This is a genomic window from Corynebacterium segmentosum (genome assembly GCF_900637825.1).
Classification (GTDB): Bacteria; Actinomycetota; Actinomycetes; order Mycobacteriales; family Mycobacteriaceae; genus Corynebacterium; species Corynebacterium accolens.
The window spans coordinates 485,499-511,804 of record NZ_LR134408.1 but is presented as its reverse complement, the minus strand read 5'-3'; the positions used below and the strand labels follow the sequence as shown (position 1 = coordinate 511,804).

Here is a 26,306-nt window from a genome sequence, read left to right as displayed (position 1 = left end):
TTAGACCTTGCGGGAGGTGGGACTGACGATGTCCATGAAGACGGCGAAACCGGTCACCATGAAGGCACCGCCGACGCCCATGAGGACGATGGGGCCAAGGAAGGCGAAGGACGGTCCGACAGCGGTCCACCACCAGATGCTCAGGGCGAGGATTACGGCGCCAAGGACAAAAGGAATAATTGCGCGAGCCATGAACTTTCTCCGTTGCAGATTTCGAAATTTTTAACGTGTTTATACTAGCACTACTGCTTGTGCTTGGGGGTCCTTTGCCTGCCCACATCCTCCTTGTTAAAGGTCCATTGCTGCTGTACATCCACTCCCCTCGCTCCGGGCGAGTGCTTCCCACTGGGGCGGGTAATCGATGCGTGAGCGGTCGGCCGCGCGATCCGGTTGCTATTTAGCTCCTCGAGGCTGAGCGGGGAGGAAAAATCGCTTGCGGTGCGCTTGTTACGAACCAGCGGCCGGGTAATCGGGCTGGCGTAGCGGGTGGCCGCGCCCGCCTTCCGCTTGGCCCGGCGGGCACCATCGCGCACGATGCGCGCCGATAGCCGCAGGCGCGGATCCATCTGTTGCTCGCCGTCGCGGTACTCGAAGACCGGCAGGCCCTTCTTGAAGTAGATAGCAGCAAGGCGCGCGGTAAAGCAGACCAAGGCGGTGATGATCGCTGTGGGTTCCTCCGATAGCCCGGCGCGCAGGAGGATCATGTACAGCCCGGCCGCGAGGATCGAGATGGCCGCATAAAACTCGCCGGAAAATACCAGCGGAATGCGGTCTGAGAGCAGATCGCGCAGCACGCCGCCGAAGACGCCGGAAATAACCGCTGATACCGAGGCGATGATGAAGCCGTAGCCCAAGTGGGCGGCAATCTGGGTGCCCAGCACGGAAAAGACCGCCAGCCCCAAGGCATCGAGGATGAGGAAGAGGTGGCGGAAATAGTGCATGAGGAAGGACATGCCCACCGTGACGATGGCGGCGGCGATGACGATGACCAAATAGATGGGGTGTTCCACCCAGGTCAGCGGTGGATCCGCAAGCACGATATCGCGGACGGTGCCGCCGCCTAGTGCCGTGATGGAGGCGATCATCGTCACGCCGAACAGGTCGAGTTTTTGCCGGCCGGCCGATAGCGCAGCGGTCATGGACTCGGCGGTAATGCCGATGACGTACAGGACGCTAAATAGCGGCGACATCAGGCGTATTCCACCAGCAGCGGCGAGTGATCGGACCAGCGCTGCTCCACGGTCGGGGCCTTATCCACCCAGGTGCGCTGCGCGCGATCGAGCAACGGCTGGGTAGCGGCCTGGTAGTCAATGCGCCAGCCCGCATCATTATTGAAGGCCTGGCCGCGGTAGGTCCACCAGGTATAGGGGCCATCGGCCTCTGGGTGGAGGCGGCGCGCCACGTCGAACCACTGCGGCGCGGTGGCCGGCTCCCACGGCGTGGTGCCCGCGTAGTCCACGACTCCGAGCCACTCCCCCAGGTTCTTTTTCTCCTGCGGCTCCTCATCCGGGAAGCTGCCGAAGACGTGGTCCAGAAAGGCGCGCTCTTCTGGCAGGTGGCCGGCCTTCTTCTCGTTGGCCTTATTATTCTTCAAATCCTGGGCGCGGTGGCAGATATTCCAGTCACCGCCGATGACCATGTCCTTATCGGCGTTTTCTGCCAGCACGGCATCGAATTCATCCAAGAAACGGTACTTTTCATCCAACTTTGGCGAATCGGTATCGCCGGAAGGCAAGTACAGCGAGGCCACGCGGATATCGCGGGTGGTGGCGGCAATCCAGCGGCCGGCATCGGTGAAGGAGCCGAAACCGATTTCGACATCGGCAAGCGGCGTGCGGGAAAGGATGCCTACTCCGGCGCGGCCCTTGGCGGCGGCATCGGCAAGCTCTAGGTGCCAGCCCGCCTCCAGGGCGGGTGCCAGGGCTTTTCTGGCTTGGTCCGGGGTGGCGCGGACCTCTTGCATCAGCACGATATCGGCCGGGGTCTGTTCCAACCAGGCATTCATGCCGGGGTTATTCTCATTGCGCTGCTTGCAGGCGGCGCGGATTCCGTTGACGTTGACGCTAGCGATGGTAAGGCTCATGGTGCTCCAGAATATAGGCGTGTGCGGTGGTAGTTCTAGCCACGATTGGCAAGGCGTTTTTTATCCCACATTGTTATCGCCCACACAACGCAACCCGCGGCCGCCAAGCCGGCGCCCGCCAGCGCCGGAGCAGAGTAGCCCAGGCCCGCGCCTACGACGATGCCGCCGATGGTCGCACCGGCCGCGTTCGCGATATTGAGCGCGGATTGGTTGAGCGCTGCGGATAAGGTCTGAGCATCGCCCGCCACGTGGACCAGGCGTAGCTGCAGCGACGGCACCAACGTGGAACCCATAAACGCCACCATGCCAAAGCAAATGGTGGCGGCGATGGCGTGGCTGGAAAGGAAGTAGAAGGCCGTGAGGATGATGATCAGGCTGGCTAAGGCGAAAATGATGCCAAATTCGAGGTTGCGGTCTGCCAACCAGCCACCAAAGGCATTGCCAATCGTCATGCCAATGCCGTAGGCCATGAGCACGACCCAAATCAGGCTATCGCTCAGGCCCGCGACCTCGGTCATGGTCCAGGAAATATAGGTATAGACGGAGAACATGCCGCCGAAACCCACCACGCCCATGATGACGGTGAGCCACACCTGGCTGTTTTTAAAGGCGCCGAACTCGGTGCGGATATCGGTCTGTTTCATCTCCGTCATGTGCGGCATGAGGAAAAACAGGGCTACGGCGGTAATAAGGCCGATGACCACGACCACCAGGTATGCCGCGTGCCACCCCAGCGCGGAACCCAGGGCCTGTGCCGCGGGCACGCCGATGACCGTGGCGATGGCAAGGCCCATGCCCACAAACGCCATGGCCTTGCCCCGCCCGCCGGGAGGGGCCATCGATGCCGCGGACAGGTTAGCCACGGAGAAGTACGCGCCGTGGGGCATGCCGGCGATGAAGCGGGCCACCATGAGCACCCAGTAATTCGGCGCGAGGACCGAGAGCAGGTTGCCCACCACCAAAAAGCCGATGAGCAAGAGGATGAGGCGGCGGCGCGGGAGCTTGCCGGTAAAGGCCGCAATCAGGGGCGCACCGACCACTACGCCGAGTGCGTAGGTGGTAATCAGCGTGGAGGCGGTATCCTCAGAAACCCCGAAGTCCTCCGCGATCAGCGGCAGCAGGCCCATCGAGACGAACTCGGTAGTACCGATAGCAAACGCACCAAGGGCCATCGCCACCATGACGATGGTGCGGCGCGCGGTAGAAATCTCCGTCTGGCGGGGCAGAGGCCGACGGTGAATGCGATGTTCATGGGCGCTGCGCGGGCTTAACTGATCGATAATTTTCACGAGGGGCGACGATACACCCCACCTGGGCATAAAGCATGTTCAGGGCGTGGACAGGTGAAGAGATTTACCCAGCGCATGGCCCCGTGACCGATGCCACCCAGCCCCAGAATGTACCGAGCGCTCCACATGGAGCGGACAAAATCGGTAATCTGGTCACCTGAAGAAATTTTCCCACATTTAATAGGAGAATCATGGCTAAGATTACGTGGACCCGTACCGATGAGGCGCCGCTTCTGGCGACCTATTCCCTCAAGCCCATCGTGGAGGCCTTCGCTTCCACCGCGGGCATTGACGTAGAAACCCGCGATATTTCCCTGGCTGCCCGCATCGCCGCGCAGTTCCCGGAGCGCCTCACCGAGGACCAGAAGGTGGAAGACGCCCTGGCTGAGCTGGGCAAGATGGCCAAGACCCCAGAGGCTAATATCATCAAGCTGCCGAATATCTCGGCTTCCCTGGTGCAGCTGAAGAAGGCCATCGCCGAGCTGCAGGCCGCCGGCTACGACTTGCCTGATTACCCGGATAACCCCTCCACTGACGAGGAAAAGGACATCGCGGCCCGCTACGATTCCGTCAAGGGCTCCGCCGTTAACCCCGTCCTGCGTGAAGGTAACTCCGACCGCCGCGCGCCGGAGGCCGTAAAGAACTTTGTTAAGAAGCACCCCCACCGCATGGGCGAGTGGTCCAAGGATTCCAAGACCAACGTCGCCACCATGGACGATAACGACTTCCGCCACAATGAGAAGTCCGTCATCATCCCCGAGGAAGATACCCTGTCCATCGTACTGAAGACCGCTGACGGCGAGCAGACCCTGCTGCCGGAACTGCCGGTTCTTAAGGACGAGGTCATCGACGGCACCTTCATGTCCGCCAAGGCCCTCGATGAGTTCCTGCTACAGCAGGTCAAGCGCGCCAAGGAAGAGGGCGTGCTCTTCTCCACCCACCTGAAGGCCACCATGATGAAGGTCTCTGACCCCATCCTCTTCGGCCACGTCGTGCGCACCTACTTCGCCGATGTCTTTGATAAGTACGGCGACGAGCTCATCTCCGCCGGCCTGAACGGCGAGAACGGCTTGGGCTCCATCCTGGAGGGCCTGGACAAGCTCGACAATGGCGAGGAGATCAAGGCTGCTTTCGACACCGCGCTTGCCGATGGCCCCGATCTCGCCATGGTCAACTCCCACAAGGGCATCACCAACCTGCACGTGCCTTCCGATGTCATCATTGACGCCTCCATGCCGGCCATGATCCGCACCTCCGGCCACATGTGGAATAAGAACGACGAGGAGCAGGACACCCTCGCCGTCATCCCGGACTCCTCCTACGCCGGCGTGTACCAGGCCGTCATCGAGGACTGCAAGGAAAACGGCGCCTTCGACCCCACCACCATGGGTACCGTGCCGAACGTCGGCCTGATGGCCAAGAAGGCCGAGGAGTACGGCTCCCACAACAAGACCTTCAAGGTACCGGCAGCCGGCACCGTTGAGGTCCGCAATTCCAAGGGCGAGGTGCTCATCGAGCACGACGTCGAGGCCGGCGATATCTGGCGCGCCTGCCAGACCAAGGACGAGCCGATCCAGGATTGGGTCAAGCTCGCCGTCAACCGCGCCCGCCTGTCCGGTATGAAGACCATTTTCTGGCTCGACCCAGAGCGCGGCCACGACCGCAATATCCAGTCCCTGGTGGAAAAGTACCTGAAGGACCACGACACCGAGGGCTTGGACATTGAGATCCAGGATCCGGTCACCGCTACCAAGACCTCCATCTCGCGCATCCGCCGCGGCGAGGACACCATCTCCGTGACCGGTAACGTGCTGCGTGACTACAACACGGACCTCTTCCCCATCCTCGAGCTGGGTACCTCCGCAAAGATGCTGTCCGTGGTTCCATTGATGGCAGGCGGCGGCCTCTTCGAGACCGGTGCCGGCGGCTCCGCCCCGAAGCACGTCCAGCAGGTGCAGGAAGAAAACCACCTGCGCTGGGACTCCCTCGGTGAGTTCCTGGCGCTGGCCGAGTCCTTCCGCCACGAGAACCAGACCAACGGCAACGAGAAGGCCGGCGTGCTGGCCACCACCCTGGACAAGGCCACCGAGCGCCTGCTCAATGAGGGCAAGTCCCCATCCCGCAAGGTGGGCGAGAACGACAACCGCGGTTCCCACTTCTTCCTGGCCACCTTCTGGGCCGAGGAGCTGGCTAACCAGACCGAGGATGCCGATCTCGCGGCCGCCTTCAAGGACGTCGCCTCCGACCTTTCCGGCAAGGCCGATGAAATCTCCCAGGCTCTTATCGATGCCCAGGGTGAGCCCGCCGACCTCGGCGGCTACTACTGGCCCAACGACGAGAAGACCTCCGCTGTCATGCGCCCTGTCGCACAGTTCAACGAGATCATCGATGGCCTGAAGAAGTAAACCCGCGTTAGGTTTCTAGCCACAGACCGCCTCGATTACTCCTCGGAGTTCGAGGCGGTCTTTTCTTGCTTCGTTCGCCGAAATCCGGCCAAAACAACCGCTTTTATCACCAAATCTACCCATCTACCTGCGCAAACTTTTTCTTGCTCGTTTCTTGCTTCTCAAGCCAAAACGGTTGCGCCCGCTAGCGTGGTGTGGAGCTCGTGGTAAGCCTCACGGCCGTGCACAATAGGGCGACCATCATATCGATCCAACGGACCTGACCTCCGCCTCGTCGGCGCCGTACTAGCTGAGCAGCATAAGGATTGGGTTCCGCAAAAACTCTTTACGCGGCAGGCGAGCACAAGCGGCTAGCCGAGGAAACCAGGAACAACTTCATCGATGGCCTGAGAAAGTAAAAGCTTCTTCACCAGCTAATTTTCACCGCGCGTTCCCTTCACTGGGGCGCGCAGTGTCGTCGTTTTCGCTCCTTCAATTTCACACAACTGAAAAAATTTTTTCACCTTCCGGGAACCAGGGTTGCCTAAGTTCCGACTATTAGTGCAGTTGATATCAGCACCCATGCATCTGACCACTAAGCACGAAAGAGAACTATTTTATGAGTCGGACGGCTCTGCGTTCCTTCATCCAACGCATACACTTCTACGGCGGCATGTTCGTCGGTCCCTTCATCCTGATCGCGGCATTGACCGGCTGCCTCTATGCACTGGCGCCGACCCTGGAAAAATTTGCTTACCGCGACGTCATGACCGTTGAGGAAGTAAATAACCCGGTAAGCCTGGAGGACCAAATCAGCGCTGCCCAAAAGGAGCACCCGGATATGCCGGTCTCCCAGGTATGGCCGGCGGAATCGGCGACGGACTCCACGCGCGTGCTGGTGGCGGATCCGGGCATCGACGAGAGCCTGCAGCGCACCGTGTTTATTAACCCGGCCGATGGCGAGGTCATTGGTGACTACCCCACTTATTCTGGCCTGGGCGAAATGCCGCTGCGCCGCTGGATCTCCTCGCTGCATGAAAGCTTCCACCTGGGCCAGCCGGGCGAGCTCTATTCCGAGCTAGCCGCCTCCTGGCTGTGGGTCCTGGCCTGCGGCGGGCTCTACATGTGGTGGATTCGCCGCCGGCCCAAGAAGGCGGCCGCGCCGCTGAAGAAGCAGCCACAGCGATCCAAGCGTTGGAAGGCCACCCGCCTGCACTCCACGATGGGCGCATGGATTTTCATCGGGCTCATTGGCCTGTCCGCTACCGGCATCACCTGGTCCCAGCTCGCCGGCGAGAACGTCAATTCCGTGGTGGAGAAGATGAACTGGAAGGCCACGCCGGTAGAAACCGCGCTCACCACCGATGCCACACACGATGCCCACGCCGGGCACGAAGGCCACGGTGCCCACGGCGCTCACGGTGGGGATGCGGAAGCTCCGGGCGAGGCACCGGAGCCGGAGGTCATCGCCAAGCAGGCCGAGCGCGTCTATGCCACCGGCCGAGCGGAAGGACTAACGGGCCCGCTGCGCCTGTACGCCCCGGAGGACACCGACTCGGGGTGGAAGGTGAGCGAGCGCTGGGTCGAGTGGCGCTATACCTCCGATGAGGTCTCCGTCAACGGTTCCACCGGCGAGGTCATCGACCGCCTGCCATTCTCCGAACTGCCGCTATTTAGCAAGCTCAGCAGCTGGGGCATCTACCTGCACATGGGCATCATGTTTGGCCTACCGCTGCAGATTGCCCTCTTCGCCCTCGGCCTCGCCATTGCCGCCATGGTTGTTCTGGGCTACTACATGTGGTGGAAGCGCCGGCCGCAATTTACACCTGGCTCCAAGCGGCACTTCTCCTGGGCCACCACCGGCCTGGGCGCTCTCTTTGCCGCAACCGTCGGTGTATTTATACCGCTTTTGGGCATTACCCTTGCCGCATTCCTCGTACTAGACATCATCGTGATGAATACCGGAAAGCGAAAGGCCACGCCGCCGCAGAAGGAGCAGGATGAAGACGCGGAGCTAGTAACGGTGGGCTAGCCTTCTTAGTGAAAGCCATCACAGAGGGTGGAGTTAATGGGTACATTGGTCATTTATGACTAATCCATTACTCCACCCTTCATCGTTGCCCTACCAACTCCCGCCGTTTGCGGAGATTAAGGTCGAGCACTACCGCCCCGCTTTCGACGAAGCGCTCGCGCGCCACGACGCCGAGCTCACCGCCATTACCGAAAACACCGCCGCCCCCACGTGGGAAAACACCGTGGAGGCCCTCGAGCGTTCCGGCCAGGACCTCGACCGCGTGATGTCGGTCTTTGGCAATCTTTCTGGCACGGACGTCACCGATGAGATGGAAGAGATCGCCGCCGATATCTATCCGCGCCTGTCCGCCCACTACGACGCGATGTACCAGGACGAAAAGCTCTATCAGCGCATCAAGGACGCTACCCCGCCCGCCGGCGATGAGGAGGGCGCGCGCCTGCACGAACACCTGCTACGCACCTTTGCGCGCCAGGGAGCGGATCTCGATGCCGCCGGCAAGGCCCGCCTCTCCGATATCAACCAGCGCCTGTCCGCCCTATCGGAGGAATTCGGCCGCAATCTCATGGCCTCCACGCGCGAGCGCGCCGTCGAGTTCACGGAGGAAGAGCTCGAGGGCCTGCCGCCGGAACGCATCGCCTCAGCCAAGGCGGATGCCAAGGCCCTAGGCCGCGAAGGCTACGTCATCCCGCTCGAGCTGCCTACCGTGCAATCGGAGCAGTCCCGCCTGGCTCGGGAGGGGGCGCGGAAGAAGCTCTATGCGGCATCGGCAAGCAGGGGCTCCGAGAACAACATTCCAGGGCTTATCGAGGCCGTCCAGCTGCGCGCCGAGCGCGCCGAGCTGCTGGGCTATGCCTCCCACGCCGATTACGTGATCGCGGAAGAAACCGCTGGCAGCGCCGACGCCGCGCGCGACATGCTCGCAGACCTCGCTCCCGCCGCCGCGGCCAATGCCGCCGGCGAGCACAAGCTGCTAGCCGAGGAAGCCACGCTCAACGAGCAAGACTTCCACGCCGCCGACTGGCCCTACTGGGAATCCAAGGTCCGCGCCCGCGACTTCTCGCTCGACGAGGAGGAACTGCGCCAGTACTTCCCCCTGGACAAGGTCCTTACCCAGGGCGTATTCGCTGCTGCCGAGCGCCTGTACGGCATTACCGTTGCCCCGCGCGAGGACCTGGAGGGCTATGCCGAGGGCGTGCGCGTCTGGGAGGTGCTCGACAAGGGTGTCGAGCACGGAGAAAATGACGAACACGAAGATAACGTCGAGCACGGCGATAAGGGAATTGGCCTGCTGCTCACGGATTACTTCGGCCGCCCCACCAAGCGCGGTGGCGCGTGGATGAGCCAGTTCGTGGGCCAGTCAGGCCTGCTGGAGCGCAAGCCGGTCATCGTCAACGTGCTGGGCATTACCAAGCCCGCCGATGGTTCCCAGCCCCTGCTGAGCCTGGACGAGGTGCACACCCTCTTCCACGAATTCGGCCACGCCTTGCACGGGCTGCTTTCCGATGTCCACTACCCCACCTTCGCCGGCACCAACGTCCCGCGCGACTGGGTGGAGTTCCCCTCGCAAATCAATGAGAACTGGGCGCTGGATAAGCAACTGGTCAAGCAGTATGCGCGCCACGTCGACACCGGCGAACCGATCCCCGATGAGCTGCTCGATGCCGTGACCGCCGCCTCCGAGTTTGGCCAGGGCTTTGCCACCTCGGAGTACTTGGCGGCCTCCATTATCGATTTGGCGTGGCATTCGCTCAGCGCCAAGGACGCCGCAACGCTGGAGGCCACTCCTGAGGCCGTGGACGCATTCGAGGAGGAGGCCCTGCGCGCGGTGGGGTTAGATAACCCGCACATCGCCCCACGCTACCGATCGACATATTTCAACCATATCTTCGCCGGCGGCTACTCCGCGGGCTACTACTCCTACCTGTGGGCGGAGGCGCTCGATGCCGATGGCTTCGAGTGGTTCAAGGAACAAAGCGATCTGCGCGCCGCAGGACAAAAGTTCCGGGACCTCATCCTCTCTCGGGGCGCCTCCCGCGATTTCGGCGCGGCCTACCGCGACTTCCGCGGGCGCGATAAGGACGTCGCGCCGCTGCTCAAGCGCCGCGGCCTCTCCGGCGTCTAGCGGATACTGTCCAGCCAGGCGGCGTGCACGCGCGCCTCATCGTTTTCTTCCGGGTGAAAGCTCAAAGCGGTGACGGCGCCGTGGCGCACGCCGACGACCGCCTCCTCCGCGCCGTCGCGCGGCACGGTCGCGATGACCTCCACGCCCTCGCCCACGCGGGTGACCAGCGGGGCGCGGATGAAGCTCGCCTCGATGGGCAGCGTTTCTTCCCCGACCACGACCGGCACGGTGCGCTCAGCGGAAAAGCGCTGGTTGCCAAAGGCATTGCGCCGCACGGTGATATCGAGCAGCCCCAGGGTCTGCTGGCCCGGCGAGGGGTTATCCAGATCGCGGGCGCAATAAATCAGCCCGGCGCAGGTAGCAAGCACGGGAAGGCCGTGGTTCACGGCCTCGCGCAGCGGACCTGCCACGCCGAAGGTGCGGGCGAGCTTGTCGATGACACTCGACTCCCCGCCCGGAATCACCAGCCCATCCAGGCCTTCAAGGTCGCGCGGCACGCGCACCCGGCGCGTGTCCGCCCCCAGGCCTTCGAGGATGCGCAGGTGCTCTTCCACGCCTCCCTGCAGCGCGAGCACGCCGATCGTGGCGCTTGCTTCTTCTGGGTGTGCCACGCGATTACCAGCCGCGCTCGGCCAGGCGGTGCGGTGCCGGCACATCGCCGACATTGATGCCGACCATGGCCTCGCCCAGGCCGCGGGAGAGCTTGGCGAGCTCGGCGGGGTCATCGTAAAGCGTGGCGGCTTTCACGATGGCCTCCGCGCGCGCCGACGGGTTACCGGATTTGAAGATGCCGGAGCCCACGAAGACGCCTTCGGCGCCCATCTGGCGGACGAGGGCGGCATCGGCAGGCGTGGCCACGCCGCCGGCAACGAAGAGGACGACCGGCAGCTTGCCGGTCTCCGCAACCTCCGCAACCAGGTCATACGGCGCCTGGAGTTCCTTGGCGGCGACGTACAGCTCGTCGCGGTCGAGGTGCTGCAGGCGGGCGATTTCCGCGCGAATAGTGCGCAGGTGCTTGACGGCCTCGGAGACATCGCCGGTGCCGGCTTCGCCCTTGGAGCGAATCATGGCCGCGCCCTCGGTGATACGGCGCAGGGCCTCGCCCAAGTTGGTCGCGCCGCACACGAACGGCACGTCGAAGTCCCACTTATTGATGTGGTTGACGTAATCGGCTGGGCTGAGCACCTCGGACTCATCGATGAAGTCCACGCCGAGCTCGCCCAGAATCTGTGCCTCGACGAAGTGGCCGATGCGCGCCTTCGCCATCACGGGGATGGATACGGCGTCGACGATGCCCTCGATAAGCTCCGGATCGGACATGCGGGCCACGCCGCCCTGGGCGCGGATATCGGCAGGCACGCGCTCAAGTGCCATGACGGCGCTCGCGCCCGCATCCTCGGCGATGCGCGCCTGTTCCGGGGTTACGACGTCCATGATGACGCCGCCCTTGAGCATGTCAGCTAGTCCACGTTTCACGCGCGTGGTCGCAATGTTTTCGGTCATGCGCTCTATACTGCCCTGCCGAAGTGGTACAAGTAAAGAACCATTTCCCGCGTGTTGGGTTGTACCACTTATACTGTTTTCATGCCCCTGCGCTTCGACCCCGCCGATACGCGCGCCCTGCCGGTACAAATCGCCGCCGCCGTGCGCGCCGATGTCACCTCCGGCGCCCTGCTGCCCGGCGAACCCGTCCCCTCCACCCGCGCGCTGGCCACCCAGCTCGGCGTCTCCCGCGGCAGCGTCGTTACTGCGTATGAGCAGCTCACGGCCGAGGGCTACCTCAGCGCCGAGGTCGGCTCCGGTACCGTCATCAATCCCCGCCTGCCCCACAGCCCGCCGCCACGCCCCGAGCCCGCGCCGCAGCCCACTCCCGCGCCCAACCTGCTGGAACTGACGCCCGGTCTGCCCGATACCGCCGGCATCATCACCCCCGAATGGCGCGCCGCCTGGCGCGATGCCGCCGCCCAGCCGCTTTCCGATGCCACCCCGCTCCCCCACCACATAGCCAACCACCTGCGCCACATGCGCGGGCTGCGGGTAGATCCGCGGCGCATCGTCATCACCGCCGGTGCCCGCGATGGCCTGGCCTTAGTGCTGCGCACGCTCGGTACCGCGCTGCGCGTCGGCGTCGAATCGCCCGGTTACCCCAGCCTGCGGCGCGTTCCTCAGGCGCTTGGCCATGAGCTGGTGAACGTGCCCACCGATGCCGATGGCGTTACCGTGCCCGATACCGACCTCGACGCGCTGATCGTGACCCCAAGCCACCAGTATCCGTATGGCGCGTCGCTGCCGGCCGAACGCCGCGCCGAACTCGTGGCCTGGGCCCGCCAGAACGGCGCTTTACTCATCGAGGATGACTTCGATTCCGAGCTGCGCTACGTGGGTCAGCCGCTGCCCGCGCTCGCTGCGCTCGCCCCAGAGCGCACCGTGCTGCTCGGTACCTTTTCCACCGTGATTTCGCCGTCCATCGCCTGTGGCTATGTGGTGGTCCCGGATGGGCTGCGCGGGGGCATCGACAAGCAGCGCGAAATCTTTGGCCAGCCGGTCGGCACCATCCCGCAGGCCGCGCTCGCCCATTACCTGGCCAGCGGGGCGCTGCGGCGCCACACCGGCCGCATGCGCCGGACCTATAAGCGCCGCCGCGACCTCGTGGCCGATGCCCTGGGATCTCTCCCCGACGCACGCCTGTTGCCCATCAACGGCGGCCTGCATGCGGTTTTGCTGTGCGACCCGGCTATCGTCCCGCGCGCCGCCGCCCGCGGCATTAAGCTGACCCCGCTACGCGAATACTGGGGCGGCGTGGACGCCGAAGACGGCGTCGTTTTAGGTTTTGGTCATTTAAGCGATGACGACCTGCGCCACAGCCTGAGCGCGGTCGCCGCCGCGCAACGCGAATGTTAGCCTGAATTTAAATGCCCTCGCACAGAAAGACGTAAGAATGACGCTTGGCCCGCTCGAACTTCTGCTCATGCTCATCCCGCTAGCTATCTACATCGGACTTATAGCCGGTGTCATTTATTTAATCGTGCAGGTCGCGCGTAATTCCAATGATATTAAGCAGAATTCGCAGGCCATCGCGCAGCTTCGAGAGGCACAGAAAAACGGCCCCTCCGCTGAGCAGGGGCCGCATTCTTAAATACCTAGTCCGCAGGCTTTTCCGTATTTACCGCCTGCGAGAAGCTCTCGCTGAATTCCTTAAATCCCTTATTAAAGGTGCCCAGGTTTTCCATGAACCCACCCATGATGTCTATGGGCAGCGGGAAGACGATGGTGGAGTTTTGGTCCGCGCCGAGCTCCAGCACCGTTTGTAGGTAGCGCAGCTGCAGCGCCGCCGGGGCCTTGCCCAGCTCCTCGGCTGCCTCGCGCAGCTCGCGGGAAGACTGCAGCTCACCGTGGGCCGAAATGACCTTGGCGCGGCGCTCGCGCTCCGCCTCAGCCTCGCGCGCTAGGGCGCGCTGCATCATCTCTGGGATCTCTACGTCCTTGATTTCCACGATGCGGGTGAGCACTCCCCACCGTTCGGTTTGGCCGTTGATGATCGCCGCTAGGTCCTCGTTGAGCTCCTCGCGGTGGGCCAGCAAATCATCGAGGCTTGCCCGCCCCAAAAGCGAACGCAGGGTGGTCTGCGCAATCTGCGAGGTGGCCACGGCGTAGTTTTCTACCTCGAGGACCGCCTTGCTCGAATCGGTGACCTCGAACATGACCACCGCATTCACGCGCACGGACACGTTGTCCTTAGTGATGATTTCCTGCGGCGGAATCGTCAGCGTCACCACGCGCAAATCCACGCGCTCCAGCTTATCGATGCCCGGCAGCAAGAAATGCAGCCCCGGCTCCAGCATCGGCCGCAGGTGGCCAAAGCGGAAGGTCACGCCCCGCTCATACTGCTTAATCACCTTGAGCGAGTAGGACAAAAACACCCCGATGAGAGCGATAATGATGCCGATGACGATCGGCCAGAATACGGGAGCGGACACTTAGACTTCCCCTTCCAGTTCTTGACGCACCGAGCGATAGCGCGTGGATTTTCCGTACTTCGAACCATAGCGATCGACCTGCGCGGCCAATTCCGCCTCGCGGTTATCCATCTCCGGCACCACAAGCTGCGGCGCGTTCGAGGGCGTATTCCACAGGTGGCGGGCCAGCGGGTACACGCCGAATCCGGTAATGATGAGCACCGTGGCCAGCGTCAACGCCACCTCCGATGGCGAATGGTGGCTAATTAGCGAGGCCAGCGGCAGCAGGTAGCCCATCGCCGCCACTGCCAGCGCGATGCCGCGGTGGAAGCGCCCCGAATCCGAGTGCGGCCACGGGTCCAACTGACGCGTGACCTCTCGGCCGTGGTGCGAGACCGTGCACTGTTGCTTGACCGGGCAGGTATTGCACACGGTCGGGTTCGCACGGTAGCGCATGACGCGGTTTTCCGGGTCGAAGCTGGAGGGCCAGAGCCAGTGATCTTCGGGGCATCGCCAAGCATCGTGGTCTTCCAAGTACCGGAACGTGCCGGATTGGTTGGACATGGTGCGGTTGGCGGTTTGTTGCGCGAGCAGGTCGAATACCCAGGCCACTGCGAGCAGGAAGAGCCCGTAGCACGCGGATAATACGGTAAATGCACCCGGCATTAGTCGTCCTTCTTATCCGAGCGGTAGGTACCGCCCCACTTGGTGCGCGATTCAAATTCCTGGCGCGGCGCGGTGGCGGAATCGCCGCGCTCGGCGTCGGGATCTTCCTCCTCAACGAAGGCACCGCGCTCATCGATGTACCCGTAGCGCCGGCCCGTGGAGCTGCGCTTGTCGACGCGCCCCTTGCCGCCCGAAACCAGCCCCACCGAGGAACCCACGGGGACCTCGCCCGCGTGGTCGTCCTCGTCCGGGGTGATGATGCTAAACAGCGGGTTGGTTGGGTGCTCCTCCACCGTTGGGATCTCCTTCTTGTAGAGCACGCCACGCAGCGCCATCCAGAGGAAGGGCAGGACGCCGAGGAGGAACATGACATCGCCAGGCAGGCGCAGCCATTCCATGATGAAGTTGCCGGGCTGGGTGATATAGCCCAGCGACCGCGCTTCCACGTAGCCCGATCCGACGGATTCGTAGAGCTGCATGATGCCCAGCGGCAGGAGCGAAATGACCACCATCCAGAGCAGGCCCAGGTTTTGCAGCCAGAAGGCCCAGCCCATGGCCTTATCGGACCACTTATCCTTGGGGATGAGGTAGCGCAGCGCAAAGACCGACAGACCCACGGCCAGGAAGCCGTAGACGCCCATCATCGCGCCGTGGGCGTGGTTTGCGGTAAGCGCCGTGCCGATTTCGTAGTAGGACACGATGGGCAGGTTGACCAGGAAGCCGAAGATACCCGCGCCCAAGAAGTTCCAGAAACCGACGGAGACCAGGAACATGACTGCCCAGCGGTGCGGGAAGGGGCGCTCGCCCGAGGCGCGTTGGCGGGAGCCCAGCTGCATGAAGGTCCATGCCTCAACGGTCAACAGGGTCAGCGGCACGACCTCTGCGGCCGAGAAGAATGCGCCCAGGGCCATGTGCTCGACCGGGGTGCCCGAGAAGTACAGGTGGTGCATCGTGCCCAGCACGCCACCGGTGGAATAGAGGATGACGTCCAAGAAGATGATGCCCAGGGCGATCTTTTCGCGAACCACGCCGAGCAGGACGAAGACGTAGGCCACCATGACGGTGGTAAATAGCTCGAGGAAGTCTTCCACCCACAGGTGAACCACCCAGAAGCGCCAGAACTCTGCGACGGAGATGTGGGTTTCCGATCCCGCCAGGTTGCCCACTGCGTAGAACGCTGGGATGGCCAGGCCGGCAAAGAAGAAGAGCCACGGCATATTGGACTTGTGCTCGTTTTTCAGGCGGCCGCGCAGCTGTCGGTAGATAATGCCAATCCACACGAACATGCCGATGGTAAGCAGTACCTGGAAGAAGCGCGGCAGGTCCAGGTATTCCCATTGCTGGGAAAATAGCGTGCCCTCTTCGATGTAGCCCATGGTAGAAAGCCATTCAAAGGCCATGGAGCCAAAGACCACGACCGCGATGGCGCCGAGCAGGAACCATACGAGCCAATCCTGCTTCTTCGGTTCCTTCTTGCCCACGAACGAGGCCAGGAAGATGCCGGCCGCCAAAAGCCCGCCGGCGGTCCATAGGAGGGAGAGCTGCACGTGCCAGGTGCGCGAGACGTTATACGGCAGGATTTCTTGCAGCGGGATGCCGAAGAAACCGGTGAGCTCGGTGCGATAGTGCTGGCTGGCCGCACCCAGCAGCGCCTGAATCAAGAACAGCAACGCGATGACCAGAACAAACCAGGCCACCACCTTCTGCGACTTGGTCAGCCCGACCTCGCCCGGCTGCTTAAAGTCCAGGTTCGGCGCTTCTTCCGAATGCCAACCGATGGACTTGGACCACCGTCCGTAAATCGCAAAGATCAGGCCGGTACCGCCGATGAGCGCGATGAGCGAGAGCACCGACCACACCACTAGATCCGCGGTCGGACCGTTGTCCACTCGCGATTCCGCTGGCCAGTTATTGGTATAGGAATAGTCATGGCCCGGACGCTCTGCCGCCGAAGCCCACGCGGTCCAGCCGAAGAAACCAACGAGGTTATTGATGTCTTGCTCATCGGTAATAAAGTCCGACGGCAAGCCACTATTGTGGGAATCGGGGCCAAAGTACTGGGCGTAGTAGTCCTTATTGGCCTCGAATGCCGAAATCTGGTTATCGGTCCACTCCAGCACGCCCGTTTCTTCGTCATAGCGGTTGGTGCGGAATTCTTCAACCACGGCCTCTTCGGGAGTGGCGGAGGAATCAACGAAATCGGGGATACCGTTCGCGTCATTTTCCTCGCGGGCATGGTCGAGGGCGCGGCGCAGGTACTCCGCCGTATAGTCAGGGCCCAGGTAGGCACCGTGCCCCAGCACGGAACCGTATTGCTGCAGGCCGCGGGCCTGGTACAGCGCCTGGCCGTTAGTGATTTCGTCCTTGGTGAGGACCGTTTCGCCCGTGGATTCGGAGACAATCTTTTCCGGCAACGGCATGGATGCGTCATAGGTGCGGTACGCCAAAAATCCCATGACCAAAAAGCCAAAGATCATGACAAGGGCGATACCCTGCACCCACACGTTGCTCACCTTGAGGACCGGTTTCTTCCGATCCTCAGCCCCAGTAGTGGTGGCCATAATGCATCCTTTTCACAGTTCTAGAGAGTTCGACATACATCATTATGAACGGACAAAGCGGTGTTAAATAGTCGAACAACAAGCACCTACCCCCATTCACCCTCATCGGCCGGCCCTCACGCGGGCACTGTTGGGAAAATCGGTGCACCATATAGCCGGGTTCCGCCCCCAAAATTCCCACCCAGCTTGTTTACCCCCGGTTTTTCCGTAACAATTAATGCATGACATTCGCAGAGCACACCAAGCGCAATTGGCTCATCACTTTTTTCGCTGCGATTTTCCTCGCCGCCATCGTCTGCATGATTTTCTTAAACGATCCGCACCGCACAATGGTGATCGCGATGGTTTTCATCGCATCATCACTCCTGCTCTTCGGCGCGATCCTCGGAATCTGGTACCTGTTTCAGCGCAAGCCAGAAAAGGAATCCGCAAGCGAGGATCGCTAGCTCAGGCGCACCTCGACGAGCGTGCGCCCCGTAGGTTCCGCACTGCCTGCGGCGGGCTCCTCCGTCACCATGACCTTGACGGCATTACTCTCAAAGGGCATCCACACACCGTCGTGCGGGTCTTGGCCGATGACGCCGGCCGAGGTCATCGTTTTATCCTCGGAAATCGCCCACACCTGCGCGCCCATGCCTTCCTTCAGCTCGGGCTGGCCATCGACCATCGCGCCGGATTTACCCATCGAGGCCGAGGACACGATATCCAACCGCGCGCCTGAGGCATCGGCCTTTCCTTGAATCAGGTCGTCGGCCTCCATGATGTGGTGCATGGACTCCTTACCAGGCGATTCTGCCACCACGGTATTGTCCTCACCAGCGTCTTCTCCATCCTGGTGGGGAATCCACAACACCACACCGGCAATCAAAACGGCCGCGGCCGCGGGGACCGCAACAAAAGCCCGCCAGCGCCGGCGCGGCAGCTCCACCACCTCGGCCTCCGCATCGAGGGAGGAAAACACCTTGTCCTTCATCTCGGGCGGCGGATCGATCTCAGGAAGGGAATCGAGGAAATCATCAAACTCCGCTTCAGAAAACTCGTGAGTGTTGCTCATTTCCCCTCCTTCCCGAGTATAAGTTTTAGTTTCTGCACACCATCGCGCACGCGCGTCTTCGCCGTACCAATCGGTACATTTGTTGATTCTGCCAATTCGGCGCGGGTTAATCCAGCAAAGAATGCAAGCATCACGGCCGTGCGGTGCGGCTCGCCAATCTCGTCGACGGCCGCGCGCAAACGCTGCGATTCCACATTGCTGAGGGCTTCATCTTCGATGTCTAGGTGAAAGGCGGCATCGGCAAGCGCGGCTTCGCGGTCATCCCGCTCCACGCTGGCAACATGGCTGCGCAGCTTATCGACGGCCCGCCCATGCGCAATCCGCCCCGCCCACGAACGCGCCGTCCCCTTCTCCGGATCGAAGTGCACGGCCTTAGTCCACACCTCAACAAAGACGTCCTGGGCCACTTCCTCCGCCAACGCCTGATTGCGCAGAACGTGCAGGCAGACGCTGTAAATGGTCGGCGCGAGGGCGTCGTAGAACTGGCTGAAGGCACGCTTATCCCCCGCGGCGGACGCCGTCAAGAGGCGGTTTAATCGCGCGTGGTCGTCGGGAGTGAGCGTAGACACAGGGTGTGAGTTTACCTCCAGCAGTCGGGCGGGCATAACGGCGAATTAGTGCGCCATCTCAGACGACGGGGTCATCATCTCAGACGAGGTCTCCCCAGACTTCGAGTCCTCGTTATTGCAGGCAGCCAGGCTACCGGCGGCGATAGCAAGGGCAGCTGCGGCGGAAATGATCTTCTTCATGAGGGTTCTCCTTGTAGTCGCGGGCCGGCTTTTCCGGCCCTCTATCCACCCATTCGGAGCGGTAAGCGTAAACGGATTGGAAAACTTTCCAGCAATCCATTCTCGCCCCGACTCCGAATTGGTTGATATATCACTGCACCGACATTTCGGAGGACACAACGAATGCTAGAGACACTGTTTATCGGGTTTACCGGTGGCCTCATCACGGGAATTTCCCCGTGTATCCTGCCGGTTCTACCCCTCGTCGTCGCGGTCAGCGGCGGCTCGCGCCGGCGGCCTTGGCAGGTAGTAGGTGGGCTGGTCACTAGCTTCACCCTCGTGACGCTTTTCGCCACTACGGTTCTCAACGCCCTGCATCTGCCCGCCGACATCGTGTGGAAGGTGGGCGTCGTCTTACTCATCCTCGTGGGCCTCGGCATGATTTTCCCCAAGGTGCAAGAAATACTCGAATGGCCCTTCCAGAAACTGCCACACGCCGGCGGGCTGCAAGCCAAGGCGCGCGATAAGGGAGGATTCGCCGTGGGCCTGGCCATGGGCGTCATCTTCGTCCCCTGCGCCGGGCCGGTCCTCGCGACGATTTCCGTCGCCGGGGCTACCGGCCAGATCGACGCCCATATCCTTGTGCTCTGCCTGTCCTTCGCGGCTGGCGTCGCCATCCCTCTTCTTGCCTTCGCCCTTGGCGGCAACGAGGCCGGCAAACGCGTTGACGCTTTCCGACGCCACCAACGCCCCCTCCGCATCACCGCCGGCATCTTGGTCATCGCCATGGCGATTGCCATTGCCGCAGGCGTGCCGACGTGGCTGCAAAAGAAGCTGCCGAGTGTGGAGTGGAAGGGGGAGACATCGGCAAGCGCGGAGGGCACCCCCGTACCCGAGTTCCAGGGCCTGACCGGGTGGTTTAATACCGACGAGCCCGTAGATCCCCGCACAAATGGGAAGGTAACGCTCATCGACTTCTGGGCCTATGCCTGCATCAACTGCCAGCGCAACAACGAGCACATCACCAAAATCTACGACCACTACAAGGACTTTGGACTCGAGGTCGTGGGAATCCACGCGCCCGAGTACGCCTTCGAGCGCGAGGCCGCCAACGTCCGCAAGGCCGCCAAGGAGCAAGGCATCAATTATCCGGTCGCCCAAGATAACGACTTCGCCACGTGGAAGGCATTCGACAACCACTACTGGCCGGCGCACTACTTGGTAGACAGCAACGGTACTGTGCGCGAAACCCACCACGGCGAGGGCGATTACGCCGCCACCGAGCGCCACATTCGTGAGCTTTTGCTCGAGCGCGACCCCGGCGTTGCGCTACCCGAGCCGTTGGAAGGAAGCGATTACACAGGGGCCTCGGAGCGCAATCCGGAAACCTACCTGGGCACGGATCGGGCTCGTTATTTCGACAACAACGGTTACCGCCCCGGAACCCACGATTTTGAGCTCGGCGAGCCGAAACCGGGCCAGTATTCGCTGGGTGGGACGTGGACGCTGGAGGACCAGCCCATTACTGCGGGCGACAACGCCCGGCTTCGCCTGAACTATCACGCCGCATGGGTACAGTTGGTGGTCTCCGGGAAAGGCACCGTTACCCTGCACCGCGGAAACGGCGATACCGAGGAATTCCCCATCCACGAGGATGGCACGATTGACCTGGTCAAGGGAGAGGAAATGTCGGAGACCATCGAGCTCGAGGTCAGCGAAGGACTAAAGCTTTACTCGTTTACCTTCGGTTAAGCTGGGGCGTATGGAATTTAGTCTGCTTGGCCACGCCTGCGTCGCCGTTGCGGCGCCGGGCGGGCGTATCCTCATCGATCCCGGAACCATGACGCCCACCATCCCCGACGCCGATGCGGTGCTCATTACCCACGCGCATGCGGATCACCTAGACCCAAACCGGCTTCCCGATGCCCCACTCTGGGCGCCCGCCGAAGCCTGCGAACAGCTGGGGCGCGGTACCGCGGTTGCACCGGGCGAGACCATCACCGTCGCCGGCCTCGACATCGAAGTACTCGGCGGCCAACACGCGCCGATCCACCCGAATATCCCGCGCCCGGCCAACGTGGGCTACTTTTTGGAAGGCCTGCTCCACCCGGGCGATCAGTACATCGATCACCCGGCCAACGTGTTGCTCCTGCCCATCGCTGGACCCTAGGTAAAGGCCGCGGAGGCCGCCGATTATGCCCAGCGCGTCGGCGCCGCTGTCACGATTCCCATCCATGACGCCGTGCTTTCCGATGTCGGCCGCACCGCCTTCGACACCATGCTCACCAAAGCCGGAGTACAGGGCTATAAGCGGCTAAATCCAGGCGAGAAATTTACCGCTTAGTCTATTTTTATTCTCTGACTACCCTGCGGTTTCGCAGCGGGGTGCTGTACGTTACATACCGCTTGGTCTAGTCTTGCGTGGCATGACGACGAAATACGATAATTCCAACGCAGACTGGTCCTTCGCTACCCGCTCCGTGCACGCAGGCCAAAACCTCGACGGCGCGCACAATTCCCGCAACGTGCCGATTTACCAAACCACCTCGTATGTCTTTGATGACGCCGAGCACGCGGCCAACCGCTTTAACCTCTCCGATGCAGGCCCCATCTACACCCGCCTGACCAACCCAACGCAGGATGCGCTGGAAGAGCGCCTGGCTTCCCTTGAAGGCGGCGTGGCCGCCGTGGCCTTTGCTTCTGGCCAGGCAGCAGAGACCGCGGCTATTTTCAACCTTGCCTCGGCAGGCGATCACATCGTTACCTCCCCGCGCCTCTACGGCGGCACCTCCACGCTTTTTACCGTCACCCTCAAGCGGCTTGGCATCGACGTCACCCTCGTCGAAAACCCGGATGATCCCCAATCCTGGCAGGACGCCGTGCAGCCCAATACCAAGGCCTTTTACGGCGAGACCTTTGGCAACCCGGTAGCCGATGTCCTCGACATCCCGGCCATCGCCGAGGTCGCCCACACTAACCAGGTCCCGCTCATCGTGGATAACACCATCGCCACCGCGGCGCTGGCCCGCCCGCTCGACTTGGGCGCGGACATCGTCGTGGTCTCGACCACGAAGTTCTACACCGGCAACGGTTCCGCGGTGGGCGGCGCGATTATCGACGGCGGCTCCTTCGACTGGACCGTCGAGCGCGACGGCAAGCCAGTATTCCCCTACTTCGTCACCCCGGACGAGGCCTACCACGGCCTGAAGTACGCCGACCTCGGCGCCCCCGCCTTCGCGCTCAAGGCCCGCGCCGGCCTGCTGCGCGATACCGGCGCCGCCATTTCCCCGTTCAATGCATGGCTGACGCTCAATGGCATTGAGACGGTAGGGCTGCGCATCGACAAGCACAATGCCAACGCCCAGGCCGTGGCCGAGTACCTGGAAGGCCACGCCAAGGTGACGAAGGTCAACTACGCCGGCCTGGATTCCTCGCCGTATAAGAAGGTCAAGGAGAAGCTGGGCTATTCCTACACCGGCTCTGTGCTGTCCTTCGATATTGAGGGCGGGCGCGAGGAAGCATGGGTGTTTATCGATGCCCTGAAACTCCACTCCAACCTCGCCAATATCGGCGATACTCGCTCGCTCGCCGTTCACCCGGCAACCACCACGCACTCGCAGTCCGACGACGCCGCCCTAGCCGCGGCGGGTATTGCGCAGTCCACCATCCGATTGTCCGTGGGCATTGAAGATATCGACGACATCATTGCTGACCTCGAATTGGGATTTAACGCACTGGCATGAGCTGTATAAGTATCGGCGATTTTCGCACCGAAGCAGGCGCCACGCTTTCCGATGCCCACATCGCCTACCACCGCTTCGGCCATTTCCTCGGCGATCCGCACGGCGGGAATAACGTCATCCTGGTGGAACACGCGCTGACCGGCAATGCCGATGTTGCCGAGTGGTGGTGCGATCTCATTGGCCCAGGCAAGGCGCTCGATACGACGAAGTGGTGCGTTATCGCCATGAACGCACTCGGTGGCTGCAATGGCTCCACCGGCCCCTCTTCCCCGCATGCGGATGGCCGCAGTTGGGGATCGCGCTTTCCGGCGCTATCTATTCGCGACTTGGTGGCCGCAGAGAAAAAGGCGTTGGAAGAGCTGGGCATAACGCGCGTGCATGCGATCATCGGTGGTTCCATGGGTGGCGCGCGCACCTTGGAATGGACGCTGATGTATCCCGAGGCCGTCGATGCCGCGTGCGTTATTGCCGTCTCCGCGCGCGCCTCCGCGTGGCAGATTGGTATCCAGTCGGCGCAGATTTCCGCGATTGAACGCGATCCCTTCTGGCACGGCGGCGACTATTATTCCTCCTCTCAGCGCCCCCGCGAGGGCCTGGCGGCAGCGCGGCGCATCGCGCACTTGACGTATCGCGGCGAGCAGGAAATCGATGAACGCTTTGGTGTTCAGGCCCAAACCGGCGAAGAGCCGCTGGGACCTTACCGCCGGCACGACCAGCGCTTCGCCGTGAACTCGTACCTGGATTACCAGGGCTCGAAGCTGGCGGATCACTTCGATGCCGGTTCCTACGTCACGCTTACCGAGGCCCTCAACCGCCACGACATCGGCCGCGGCCGCGGCGGCCTGAACCGCGCGCTCGGTTCTTCACAGGTGCCGACCATGGTCGTGGGCGTCGACACGGACATCCTTTATCCGTATCACCAGCAGGAACACCTCTCGCGCAACCTGGGCAACCTGCTGGCCATGGCAAAGGTGGTCTCCCCCGTTGGCCACGATGCGTTCCTCACGGAATCGCGCCAGATGGACCGCATCCTGCGCAACTTCCTCACCCTGTCCCAACCGCACCCGCTGGACGTGGACAGCATGATCGACTACGCCATTTAACCGACCCCGCCTGCGCACGGCGCACTCGGCCCCAGATACAGCTTCTTGCGGTTGCCGAGTGGTCCGGCAAGGCTGGAACAAACAGCGTCCAGGTGGCGGGCGGTCCGGCGAGGCTGGGACGAGCAGCGCGCGGGTGGCGGGTGGTCCGGAGCGGCGTGCGGTGGCGGGCAGTTCGGCGAGGCTGGGACGAGCAGCGCGCGGGTGGCCATCGAGCTGGCAAGTACTGACGCATGGCTTGTCGTCGCGGGGTCCGCGCGGCGCGCCGGGCGGCAAGGATGCTTATACAAGGTTCGCCGAAGCGGCGCAGGTTTTAACTGCGCTGGTTTCGGCGATGTTTTTATCGGGCCCAGGGCGGGCGCCACACGATACCTTCATGTGGGCGGCGCTCTAAGCGCCCACGACGGGGCGGGGCATTCGGGTCATCGTCGTTAACGGCATTGTGATACTTGCAAGCGATGGTCAGGTTCTCAGCATTGGTCTCGCCGCCGAGCAACCACGGTTGCAGGTGGTGAACCTGGCATTCATCGGCCGGAATATGGCAATCGGGCCACGGGCACACCGGATTTTCCGCCATCGCCATCTGTCGCTGCTTCCAGGTAGCCAGCCGGCGCGTGTGGTACAGGTTCACGGGGCCGGTGACGGGGTGGATGAGGGTGATGAGGCCGGCATCGGCAAGCGCGCGCTCCGCTAGCTGCGCACCGGTGATGGTGGCGCCGTTGGTCAGCTGCAGGGTGACCTCGTCCTCGCCGTGGGTGACCTTCACCATGTCATCCAGGGTCAGGACCACGTTGGTGGTGATGGTGGAGGTAGCCGCGCCCTCTGCAAAGACCCGGCGCGCATCGTCCACGGTGGAGACGTGGTTATTAATCTCGGCCACCAAGTCCGATTCCGCGGTGATGGTCAGCGTCCACAGGTCATCGGTGCGGCGGGTGAGCCGGACGCCCTCCGCGCGCTTTTGGGTGCGTTCTTCTTTGACGCGGCGGCGGGCGCGCTTTTCTATCTCGCTGGTAGAAACGTTGAGCCGGCACAGCTCCTCACGCAGGGCCCACGCCGCGCGCTGGGTCTTCAGCTTCTGCGCGTGCACCTCAATGATTTTCAGCGCATCGAGCGGGAGCGCGGTGGTACGGGCGGCGCGCTGCTTTGCGCTAAACGATGTCCTGCCAAAATACGTATCCGCCAACCGCGCAAATTCCGCGGCCTCTTTGTCGCTGAAACCGCGGTCTACCAATTCGGCTTCGGATAGCCCAGCGCACTCCCCGATGAGCGCCATCGGGGAGTTAATCGCTGCGAGGTAATCCGAAATCATGGCCCCGAGCCTAAACCGCGGGTAGCGGAGGGCGCGAGGCCAAGAGTGCTGCGGCTGTGGATAACCACGCGACACGCCGCAGATTGGTGATACTGAAACAATCACCTGTGGATAACTAGCTGCCCAGCGCGTCCACGGAGTAGGCGAGAAAGGCCATCAGCGCACCGATGACGCCGGTAAACGTGGCATCGAAGCGGCGCGAGCGCACCGCCAGCACGCCGACGCGGCTCGAATCGCACGTCAGGCGCACCACCGTCAGCCACAGCAGCGCAAGCCCGAGCAAGAAGGTGGCCCTGCGCCAATACTCGAAAATGGCATAGCCGCCGGACAAGGCCACCCCGGCGATGAAGAGCCCGATGGCCACCCACTGCACGGAGGCGGGCAGCGGGGACGGTGCCAGGTGCGCGTCGTGGGGGTTGTCTAAATTCACGCCAGCTTTTCCGCGCGCTCAACGATGTTGCGTACCAAAAAGGCGCGCGTGAGCGGTCCGACGCCGCCTGGATTGGGCGAGACGTATCCGGCCTTATCCCAGCAGTCGGGGGCGATATCGCCGGTGAGCTTGCCGTCGACGCGGGACACGCCGACATCGAGAAGCGCGGCGCCTTCCTTAATCATGTCCGCGGTGAGCATGTGCGGCTGGCCGGCAGCGGCGATGACGATATCGGCTTCACGGGTTTCGGCGGCAAGATCCTTCGTTCCGGTGTGACACAGGGTGACGGTGGAGTTCTCGCTGCGGCGGGTCAGCATCAGGCCAATGGGGCGACCGACGGTCACGCCGCGGCCGATGACGACGGTCTTAGCGCCGTTCAGCTCCACGCCGAAGCGGCGCAGCAGGTGCAGGCAGCCATTCGGGGTGCACGGCAGCGGGGCTTCCTCGTTAAGCACGAGCTTGCCCAGATTGACCGGGTGGAGGCCATCGGCGTCTTTTTCGGGATCGATGCGCTCGAGAATGGCGTTCTCATCCAAGTGCTTGGGCAGCGGGAGCTGGACGATGTAGCCGGTGCAGGCGTCATCGGCATTGAGCTCATCGATGACCGCCTCGAGCTCTTCCTGCGAAATATCCGCCGGCAGGTCCTTGCGGATGGAATTAATACCTAACTTTTCGCAATCGCGGTGCTTCATCTTTACATAGGACTGGGAGCCTGGGTCCTCGCCCACCAGAACGGTGGCCAGGCCAGGGGTTATCCCCTTGTCTTTCAGGGCGGCCACGCGCTCGGCGAGGTCCGCAAAAATCTCGTCACGGTACAAGGTGCCATCTAGTTTGGTAGCGCTCATA

At 62.5% G+C, this 26,306-nt stretch carries 25 protein-coding genes; 10 read left to right on the top strand and 15 right to left on the bottom strand.

Annotated features, from left to right (window positions below; all coding sequences use genetic code 11):
- From EL217_RS02560 to EL217_RS02545, 4 genes are read right to left on the bottom strand one after another with little or no spacing between them, the layout of a single operon-like run.
- Positions 1–192: a hypothetical protein gene (locus tag EL217_RS02560; protein WP_005277318.1), complete on the bottom strand. Its 192-nt coding sequence runs from the start codon at positions 190–192 to the stop codon at positions 1–3.
- Between the two features lie 50 nt (positions 193–242).
- Positions 243–1,190, bottom strand: a complete 948-nt coding sequence (locus EL217_RS02555) for a trimeric intracellular cation channel family protein (protein ID WP_126318389.1) — start codon at positions 1,188–1,190, stop codon at positions 243–245.
- Complete coding sequence (locus EL217_RS02550; protein WP_005277312.1) at positions 1,190–2,083, bottom strand: exodeoxyribonuclease III; 894 nt, start codon at positions 2,081–2,083, stop codon at positions 1,190–1,192. Before EL217_RS02550 ends, EL217_RS02555 begins: the two co-directional genes overlap by 1 nt.
- A gap of 35 nt (positions 2,084–2,118) precedes the next feature.
- A complete protein-coding gene (locus tag EL217_RS02545) occupies positions 2,119–3,372 on the bottom strand; it encodes an MFS transporter (RefSeq protein ID WP_042403997.1) in 1,254 nt (417 codons plus the stop codon).
- 191 nt (positions 3,373–3,563) lie between these two features.
- On the opposite strand from EL217_RS02545, the gene EL217_RS02540 reads away from it, so the two are divergent.
- The 3 genes from EL217_RS02540 (at position 3,564) to EL217_RS02530 (ending at position 9,913) form a co-directional block, all read left to right on the top strand.
- Positions 3,564–5,777 (top strand): NADP-dependent isocitrate dehydrogenase, encoded by a 2,214-nt coding sequence (locus EL217_RS02540; protein ID WP_126318387.1) that lies wholly within the window; start codon positions 3,564–3,566, stop codon positions 5,775–5,777.
- Between the two features lie 598 nt (positions 5,778–6,375).
- Positions 6,376–7,788, top strand: coding sequence for a PepSY-associated TM helix domain-containing protein (locus tag EL217_RS02535; protein ID WP_126318385.1), 1,413 nt, complete (start codon positions 6,376–6,378; stop codon positions 7,786–7,788).
- Positions 7,789–7,843: 55 nt separating this feature from the next.
- Positions 7,844–9,913, top strand: coding sequence for a M3 family metallopeptidase (locus tag EL217_RS02530; protein ID WP_126318383.1), 2,070 nt, complete (start codon positions 7,844–7,846; stop codon positions 9,911–9,913).
- Here EL217_RS02530 and pdxT read toward each other — a convergent pair.
- Both pdxT and pdxS read right to left on the bottom strand, forming a co-directional pair.
- Entirely contained in the window at positions 9,910–10,467 is a 558-nt protein-coding gene (gene pdxT, locus EL217_RS02525) for a pyridoxal 5'-phosphate synthase glutaminase subunit PdxT (RefSeq protein WP_420026258.1), read from the bottom strand. The two genes, EL217_RS02530 and pdxT, sit on opposite strands and share 4 nt — an antisense overlap.
- A 61-nt stretch (positions 10,468–10,528) precedes the next feature.
- Complete coding sequence (gene pdxS, locus EL217_RS02520) at positions 10,529–11,416, bottom strand: pyridoxal 5'-phosphate synthase lyase subunit PdxS (protein WP_126318381.1); 888 nt, start codon at positions 11,414–11,416, stop codon at positions 10,529–10,531.
- A gap of 81 nt (positions 11,417–11,497) precedes the next feature.
- Here pdxS and EL217_RS02515 point away from each other — a divergent pair, with 81 nt between their 5' ends.
- Together EL217_RS02515 and EL217_RS02510 are read left to right on the top strand one after the other, a co-directional pair.
- Entirely contained in the window at positions 11,498–12,814 is a 1,317-nt protein-coding gene (locus tag EL217_RS02515) for a PLP-dependent aminotransferase family protein (RefSeq protein ID WP_126318379.1), read from the top strand.
- Positions 12,815–12,851: 37 nt separating this feature from the next.
- A complete protein-coding gene (locus tag EL217_RS02510; RefSeq protein WP_005277293.1) occupies positions 12,852–13,049 on the top strand; it encodes a hypothetical protein in 198 nt (65 codons plus the stop codon).
- Positions 13,050–13,053: 4 nt separating this feature from the next.
- Here EL217_RS02510 and EL217_RS02505 read toward each other — a convergent pair whose 3' ends face one another.
- Genes EL217_RS02505 through EL217_RS02495 form a run of 3 tightly spaced genes read right to left on the bottom strand, consistent with a single transcriptional unit; the run spans position 13,054 to position 17,096 of the window.
- Positions 13,054–13,890, bottom strand: a complete 837-nt coding sequence (locus tag EL217_RS02505) for an SPFH domain-containing protein (RefSeq protein ID WP_005277292.1) — start codon at positions 13,888–13,890, stop codon at positions 13,054–13,056.
- Positions 13,891–14,535, bottom strand: a complete 645-nt coding sequence (locus EL217_RS02500) for a hypothetical protein (protein WP_005277290.1) — start codon at positions 14,533–14,535, stop codon at positions 13,891–13,893.
- Positions 14,535–17,096 carry a nitric-oxide reductase large subunit gene (locus EL217_RS02495; RefSeq protein ID WP_126318377.1) on the bottom strand — a complete coding sequence of 854 codons (2,562 nt, stop codon included), beginning with the start codon at positions 17,094–17,096 and terminating at the stop codon, positions 14,535–14,537. The genes EL217_RS02500 and EL217_RS02495 overlap by 1 nt, the downstream gene beginning before the upstream one ends.
- 221 nt (positions 17,097–17,317) lie before the next feature.
- On the opposite strand from EL217_RS02495, the gene EL217_RS02490 reads away from it, so the two are divergent.
- Positions 17,318–17,542, top strand: coding sequence for a hypothetical protein (locus EL217_RS02490; RefSeq protein ID WP_005277286.1), 225 nt, complete (start codon positions 17,318–17,320; stop codon positions 17,540–17,542).
- On the opposite strand, the gene EL217_RS02485 is transcribed toward EL217_RS02490, so the two are convergent.
- The 3 genes from EL217_RS02485 to EL217_RS11390 are packed head-to-tail and all read right to left on the bottom strand — an operon-like array spanning position 17,539 to position 18,899.
- On the bottom strand, positions 17,539–18,150 hold the full coding sequence (locus EL217_RS02485) for an anti-sigma factor (RefSeq protein WP_005277283.1): 612 nt from the start codon (positions 18,148–18,150) through the stop codon (positions 17,539–17,541). The two genes, EL217_RS02490 and EL217_RS02485, sit on opposite strands and share 4 nt — an antisense overlap.
- Positions 18,147–18,755, bottom strand: a complete 609-nt coding sequence (locus tag EL217_RS02480) for a sigma-70 family RNA polymerase sigma factor (RefSeq protein ID WP_005281476.1) — start codon at positions 18,753–18,755, stop codon at positions 18,147–18,149. Before EL217_RS02480 ends, EL217_RS02485 begins: the two co-directional genes overlap by 4 nt.
- A 9-nt stretch (positions 18,756–18,764) precedes the next feature.
- Positions 18,765–18,899 carry a hypothetical protein gene (locus tag EL217_RS11390; RefSeq protein ID WP_269471490.1) on the bottom strand — a complete coding sequence of 45 codons (135 nt, stop codon included), beginning with the start codon at positions 18,897–18,899 and terminating at the stop codon, positions 18,765–18,767.
- A gap of 162 nt (positions 18,900–19,061) precedes the next feature.
- Between EL217_RS11390 and EL217_RS02475 the strand changes: the two genes are divergently transcribed.
- The 4 genes from EL217_RS02475 to metX all read left to right on the top strand — a co-directional run bounded on the left by EL217_RS02475 (position 19,062) and on the right by metX (position 23,724).
- Positions 19,062–20,630 carry a cytochrome c biogenesis protein CcdA gene (locus tag EL217_RS02475; RefSeq protein WP_005281473.1) on the top strand — a complete coding sequence of 523 codons (1,569 nt, stop codon included), beginning with the start codon at positions 19,062–19,064 and terminating at the stop codon, positions 20,628–20,630.
- 10 nt (positions 20,631–20,640) lie between these two features.
- Complete coding sequence (locus tag EL217_RS02470; RefSeq protein WP_232018369.1) at positions 20,641–21,048, top strand: MBL fold metallo-hydrolase; 408 nt, start codon at positions 20,641–20,643, stop codon at positions 21,046–21,048.
- A gap of 256 nt (positions 21,049–21,304) precedes the next feature.
- Positions 21,305–22,621: an O-acetylhomoserine/O-acetylserine sulfhydrylase gene (locus EL217_RS02465; RefSeq protein ID WP_126318375.1), complete on the top strand. Its 1,317-nt coding sequence runs from the start codon at positions 21,305–21,307 to the stop codon at positions 22,619–22,621.
- Positions 22,618–23,724 (top strand): homoserine O-acetyltransferase MetX, encoded by a 1,107-nt coding sequence (metX, locus tag EL217_RS02460; protein WP_126318373.1) that lies wholly within the window; start codon positions 22,618–22,620, stop codon positions 23,722–23,724. The genes EL217_RS02465 and metX overlap by 4 nt, the downstream gene beginning before the upstream one ends.
- A 337-nt stretch (positions 23,725–24,061) precedes the next feature.
- On the opposite strand, the gene EL217_RS02455 is transcribed toward metX, so the two are convergent.
- The 3 genes from EL217_RS02455 to EL217_RS02445 form a co-directional block, all read right to left on the bottom strand.
- Complete coding sequence (locus tag EL217_RS02455; protein WP_126318371.1) at positions 24,062–25,030, bottom strand: HNH endonuclease signature motif containing protein; 969 nt, start codon at positions 25,028–25,030, stop codon at positions 24,062–24,064.
- Positions 25,031–25,145: 115 nt separating this feature from the next.
- Positions 25,146–25,460 carry a DUF3017 domain-containing protein gene (locus tag EL217_RS02450; RefSeq protein WP_023030162.1) on the bottom strand — a complete coding sequence of 105 codons (315 nt, stop codon included), beginning with the start codon at positions 25,458–25,460 and terminating at the stop codon, positions 25,146–25,148.
- Positions 25,457–26,305: a bifunctional methylenetetrahydrofolate dehydrogenase/methenyltetrahydrofolate cyclohydrolase gene (locus EL217_RS02445; protein ID WP_023030161.1), complete on the bottom strand. Its 849-nt coding sequence runs from the start codon at positions 26,303–26,305 to the stop codon at positions 25,457–25,459. The genes EL217_RS02450 and EL217_RS02445 overlap by 4 nt, the downstream gene beginning before the upstream one ends.
- Between the last annotated feature and the right edge of the window lies 1 nt (position 26,306).

Excerpts from the sequence above, each read along its gene's own strand:
- EL217_RS02560 (WP_005277318.1), bottom strand. The coding sequence starts at position 192 with ATGGCTCGCGCAATTATTCCTTTTGTCCTTGGCGCCGTAATCCTCGCC.
- EL217_RS02555 (WP_126318389.1), bottom strand. The coding sequence starts at position 1,190 with ATGTCGCCGCTATTTAGCGTCCTGTACGTCATCGGCATTACCGCCGAG.
- EL217_RS02550 (WP_005277312.1), bottom strand. The coding sequence starts at position 2,083 with ATGAGCCTTACCATCGCTAGCGTCAACGTCAACGGAATCCGCGCCGCC.
- EL217_RS02540 (WP_126318387.1), top strand. The coding sequence starts at position 3,564 with ATGGCTAAGATTACGTGGACCCGTACCGATGAGGCGCCGCTTCTGGCG.
- EL217_RS02535 (WP_126318385.1), top strand. The coding sequence starts at position 6,376 with ATGAGTCGGACGGCTCTGCGTTCCTTCATCCAACGCATACACTTCTAC.
- EL217_RS02530 (WP_126318383.1), top strand. The coding sequence starts at position 7,844 with ATGACTAATCCATTACTCCACCCTTCATCGTTGCCCTACCAACTCCCG.
- pdxS (WP_126318381.1), bottom strand. The coding sequence starts at position 11,416 with ATGACCGAAAACATTGCGACCACGCGCGTGAAACGTGGACTAGCTGAC.
- EL217_RS02515 (WP_126318379.1), top strand. The coding sequence starts at position 11,498 with ATGCCCCTGCGCTTCGACCCCGCCGATACGCGCGCCCTGCCGGTACAA.
- EL217_RS02510 (WP_005277293.1), top strand. The coding sequence starts at position 12,852 with ATGACGCTTGGCCCGCTCGAACTTCTGCTCATGCTCATCCCGCTAGCT.
- EL217_RS02500 (WP_005277290.1), bottom strand. The coding sequence starts at position 14,535 with ATGCCGGGTGCATTTACCGTATTATCCGCGTGCTACGGGCTCTTCCTG.
- EL217_RS02495 (WP_126318377.1), bottom strand. The coding sequence starts at position 17,096 with ATGGCCACCACTACTGGGGCTGAGGATCGGAAGAAACCGGTCCTCAAG.
- EL217_RS02490 (WP_005277286.1), top strand. The coding sequence starts at position 17,318 with ATGACATTCGCAGAGCACACCAAGCGCAATTGGCTCATCACTTTTTTC.
- EL217_RS02485 (WP_005277283.1), bottom strand. The coding sequence starts at position 18,150 with ATGAGCAACACTCACGAGTTTTCTGAAGCGGAGTTTGATGATTTCCTC.
- EL217_RS02480 (WP_005281476.1), bottom strand. The coding sequence starts at position 18,755 with ATGCCCGCCCGACTGCTGGAGGTAAACTCACACCCTGTGTCTACGCTC.
- EL217_RS11390 (WP_269471490.1), bottom strand. The coding sequence starts at position 18,899 with ATGAAGAAGATCATTTCCGCCGCAGCTGCCCTTGCTATCGCCGCCGGT.
- EL217_RS02475 (WP_005281473.1), top strand. The coding sequence starts at position 19,062 with ATGCTAGAGACACTGTTTATCGGGTTTACCGGTGGCCTCATCACGGGA.
- EL217_RS02470 (WP_232018369.1), top strand. The coding sequence starts at position 20,641 with ATGGAATTTAGTCTGCTTGGCCACGCCTGCGTCGCCGTTGCGGCGCCG.
- EL217_RS02465 (WP_126318375.1), top strand. The coding sequence starts at position 21,305 with ATGACGACGAAATACGATAATTCCAACGCAGACTGGTCCTTCGCTACC.
- metX (WP_126318373.1), top strand. The coding sequence starts at position 22,618 with ATGAGCTGTATAAGTATCGGCGATTTTCGCACCGAAGCAGGCGCCACG.
- EL217_RS02455 (WP_126318371.1), bottom strand. The coding sequence starts at position 25,030 with ATGATTTCGGATTACCTCGCAGCGATTAACTCCCCGATGGCGCTCATC.
- EL217_RS02445 (WP_023030161.1), bottom strand. The coding sequence starts at position 26,305 with ATGAGCGCTACCAAACTAGATGGCACCTTGTACCGTGACGAGATTTTT.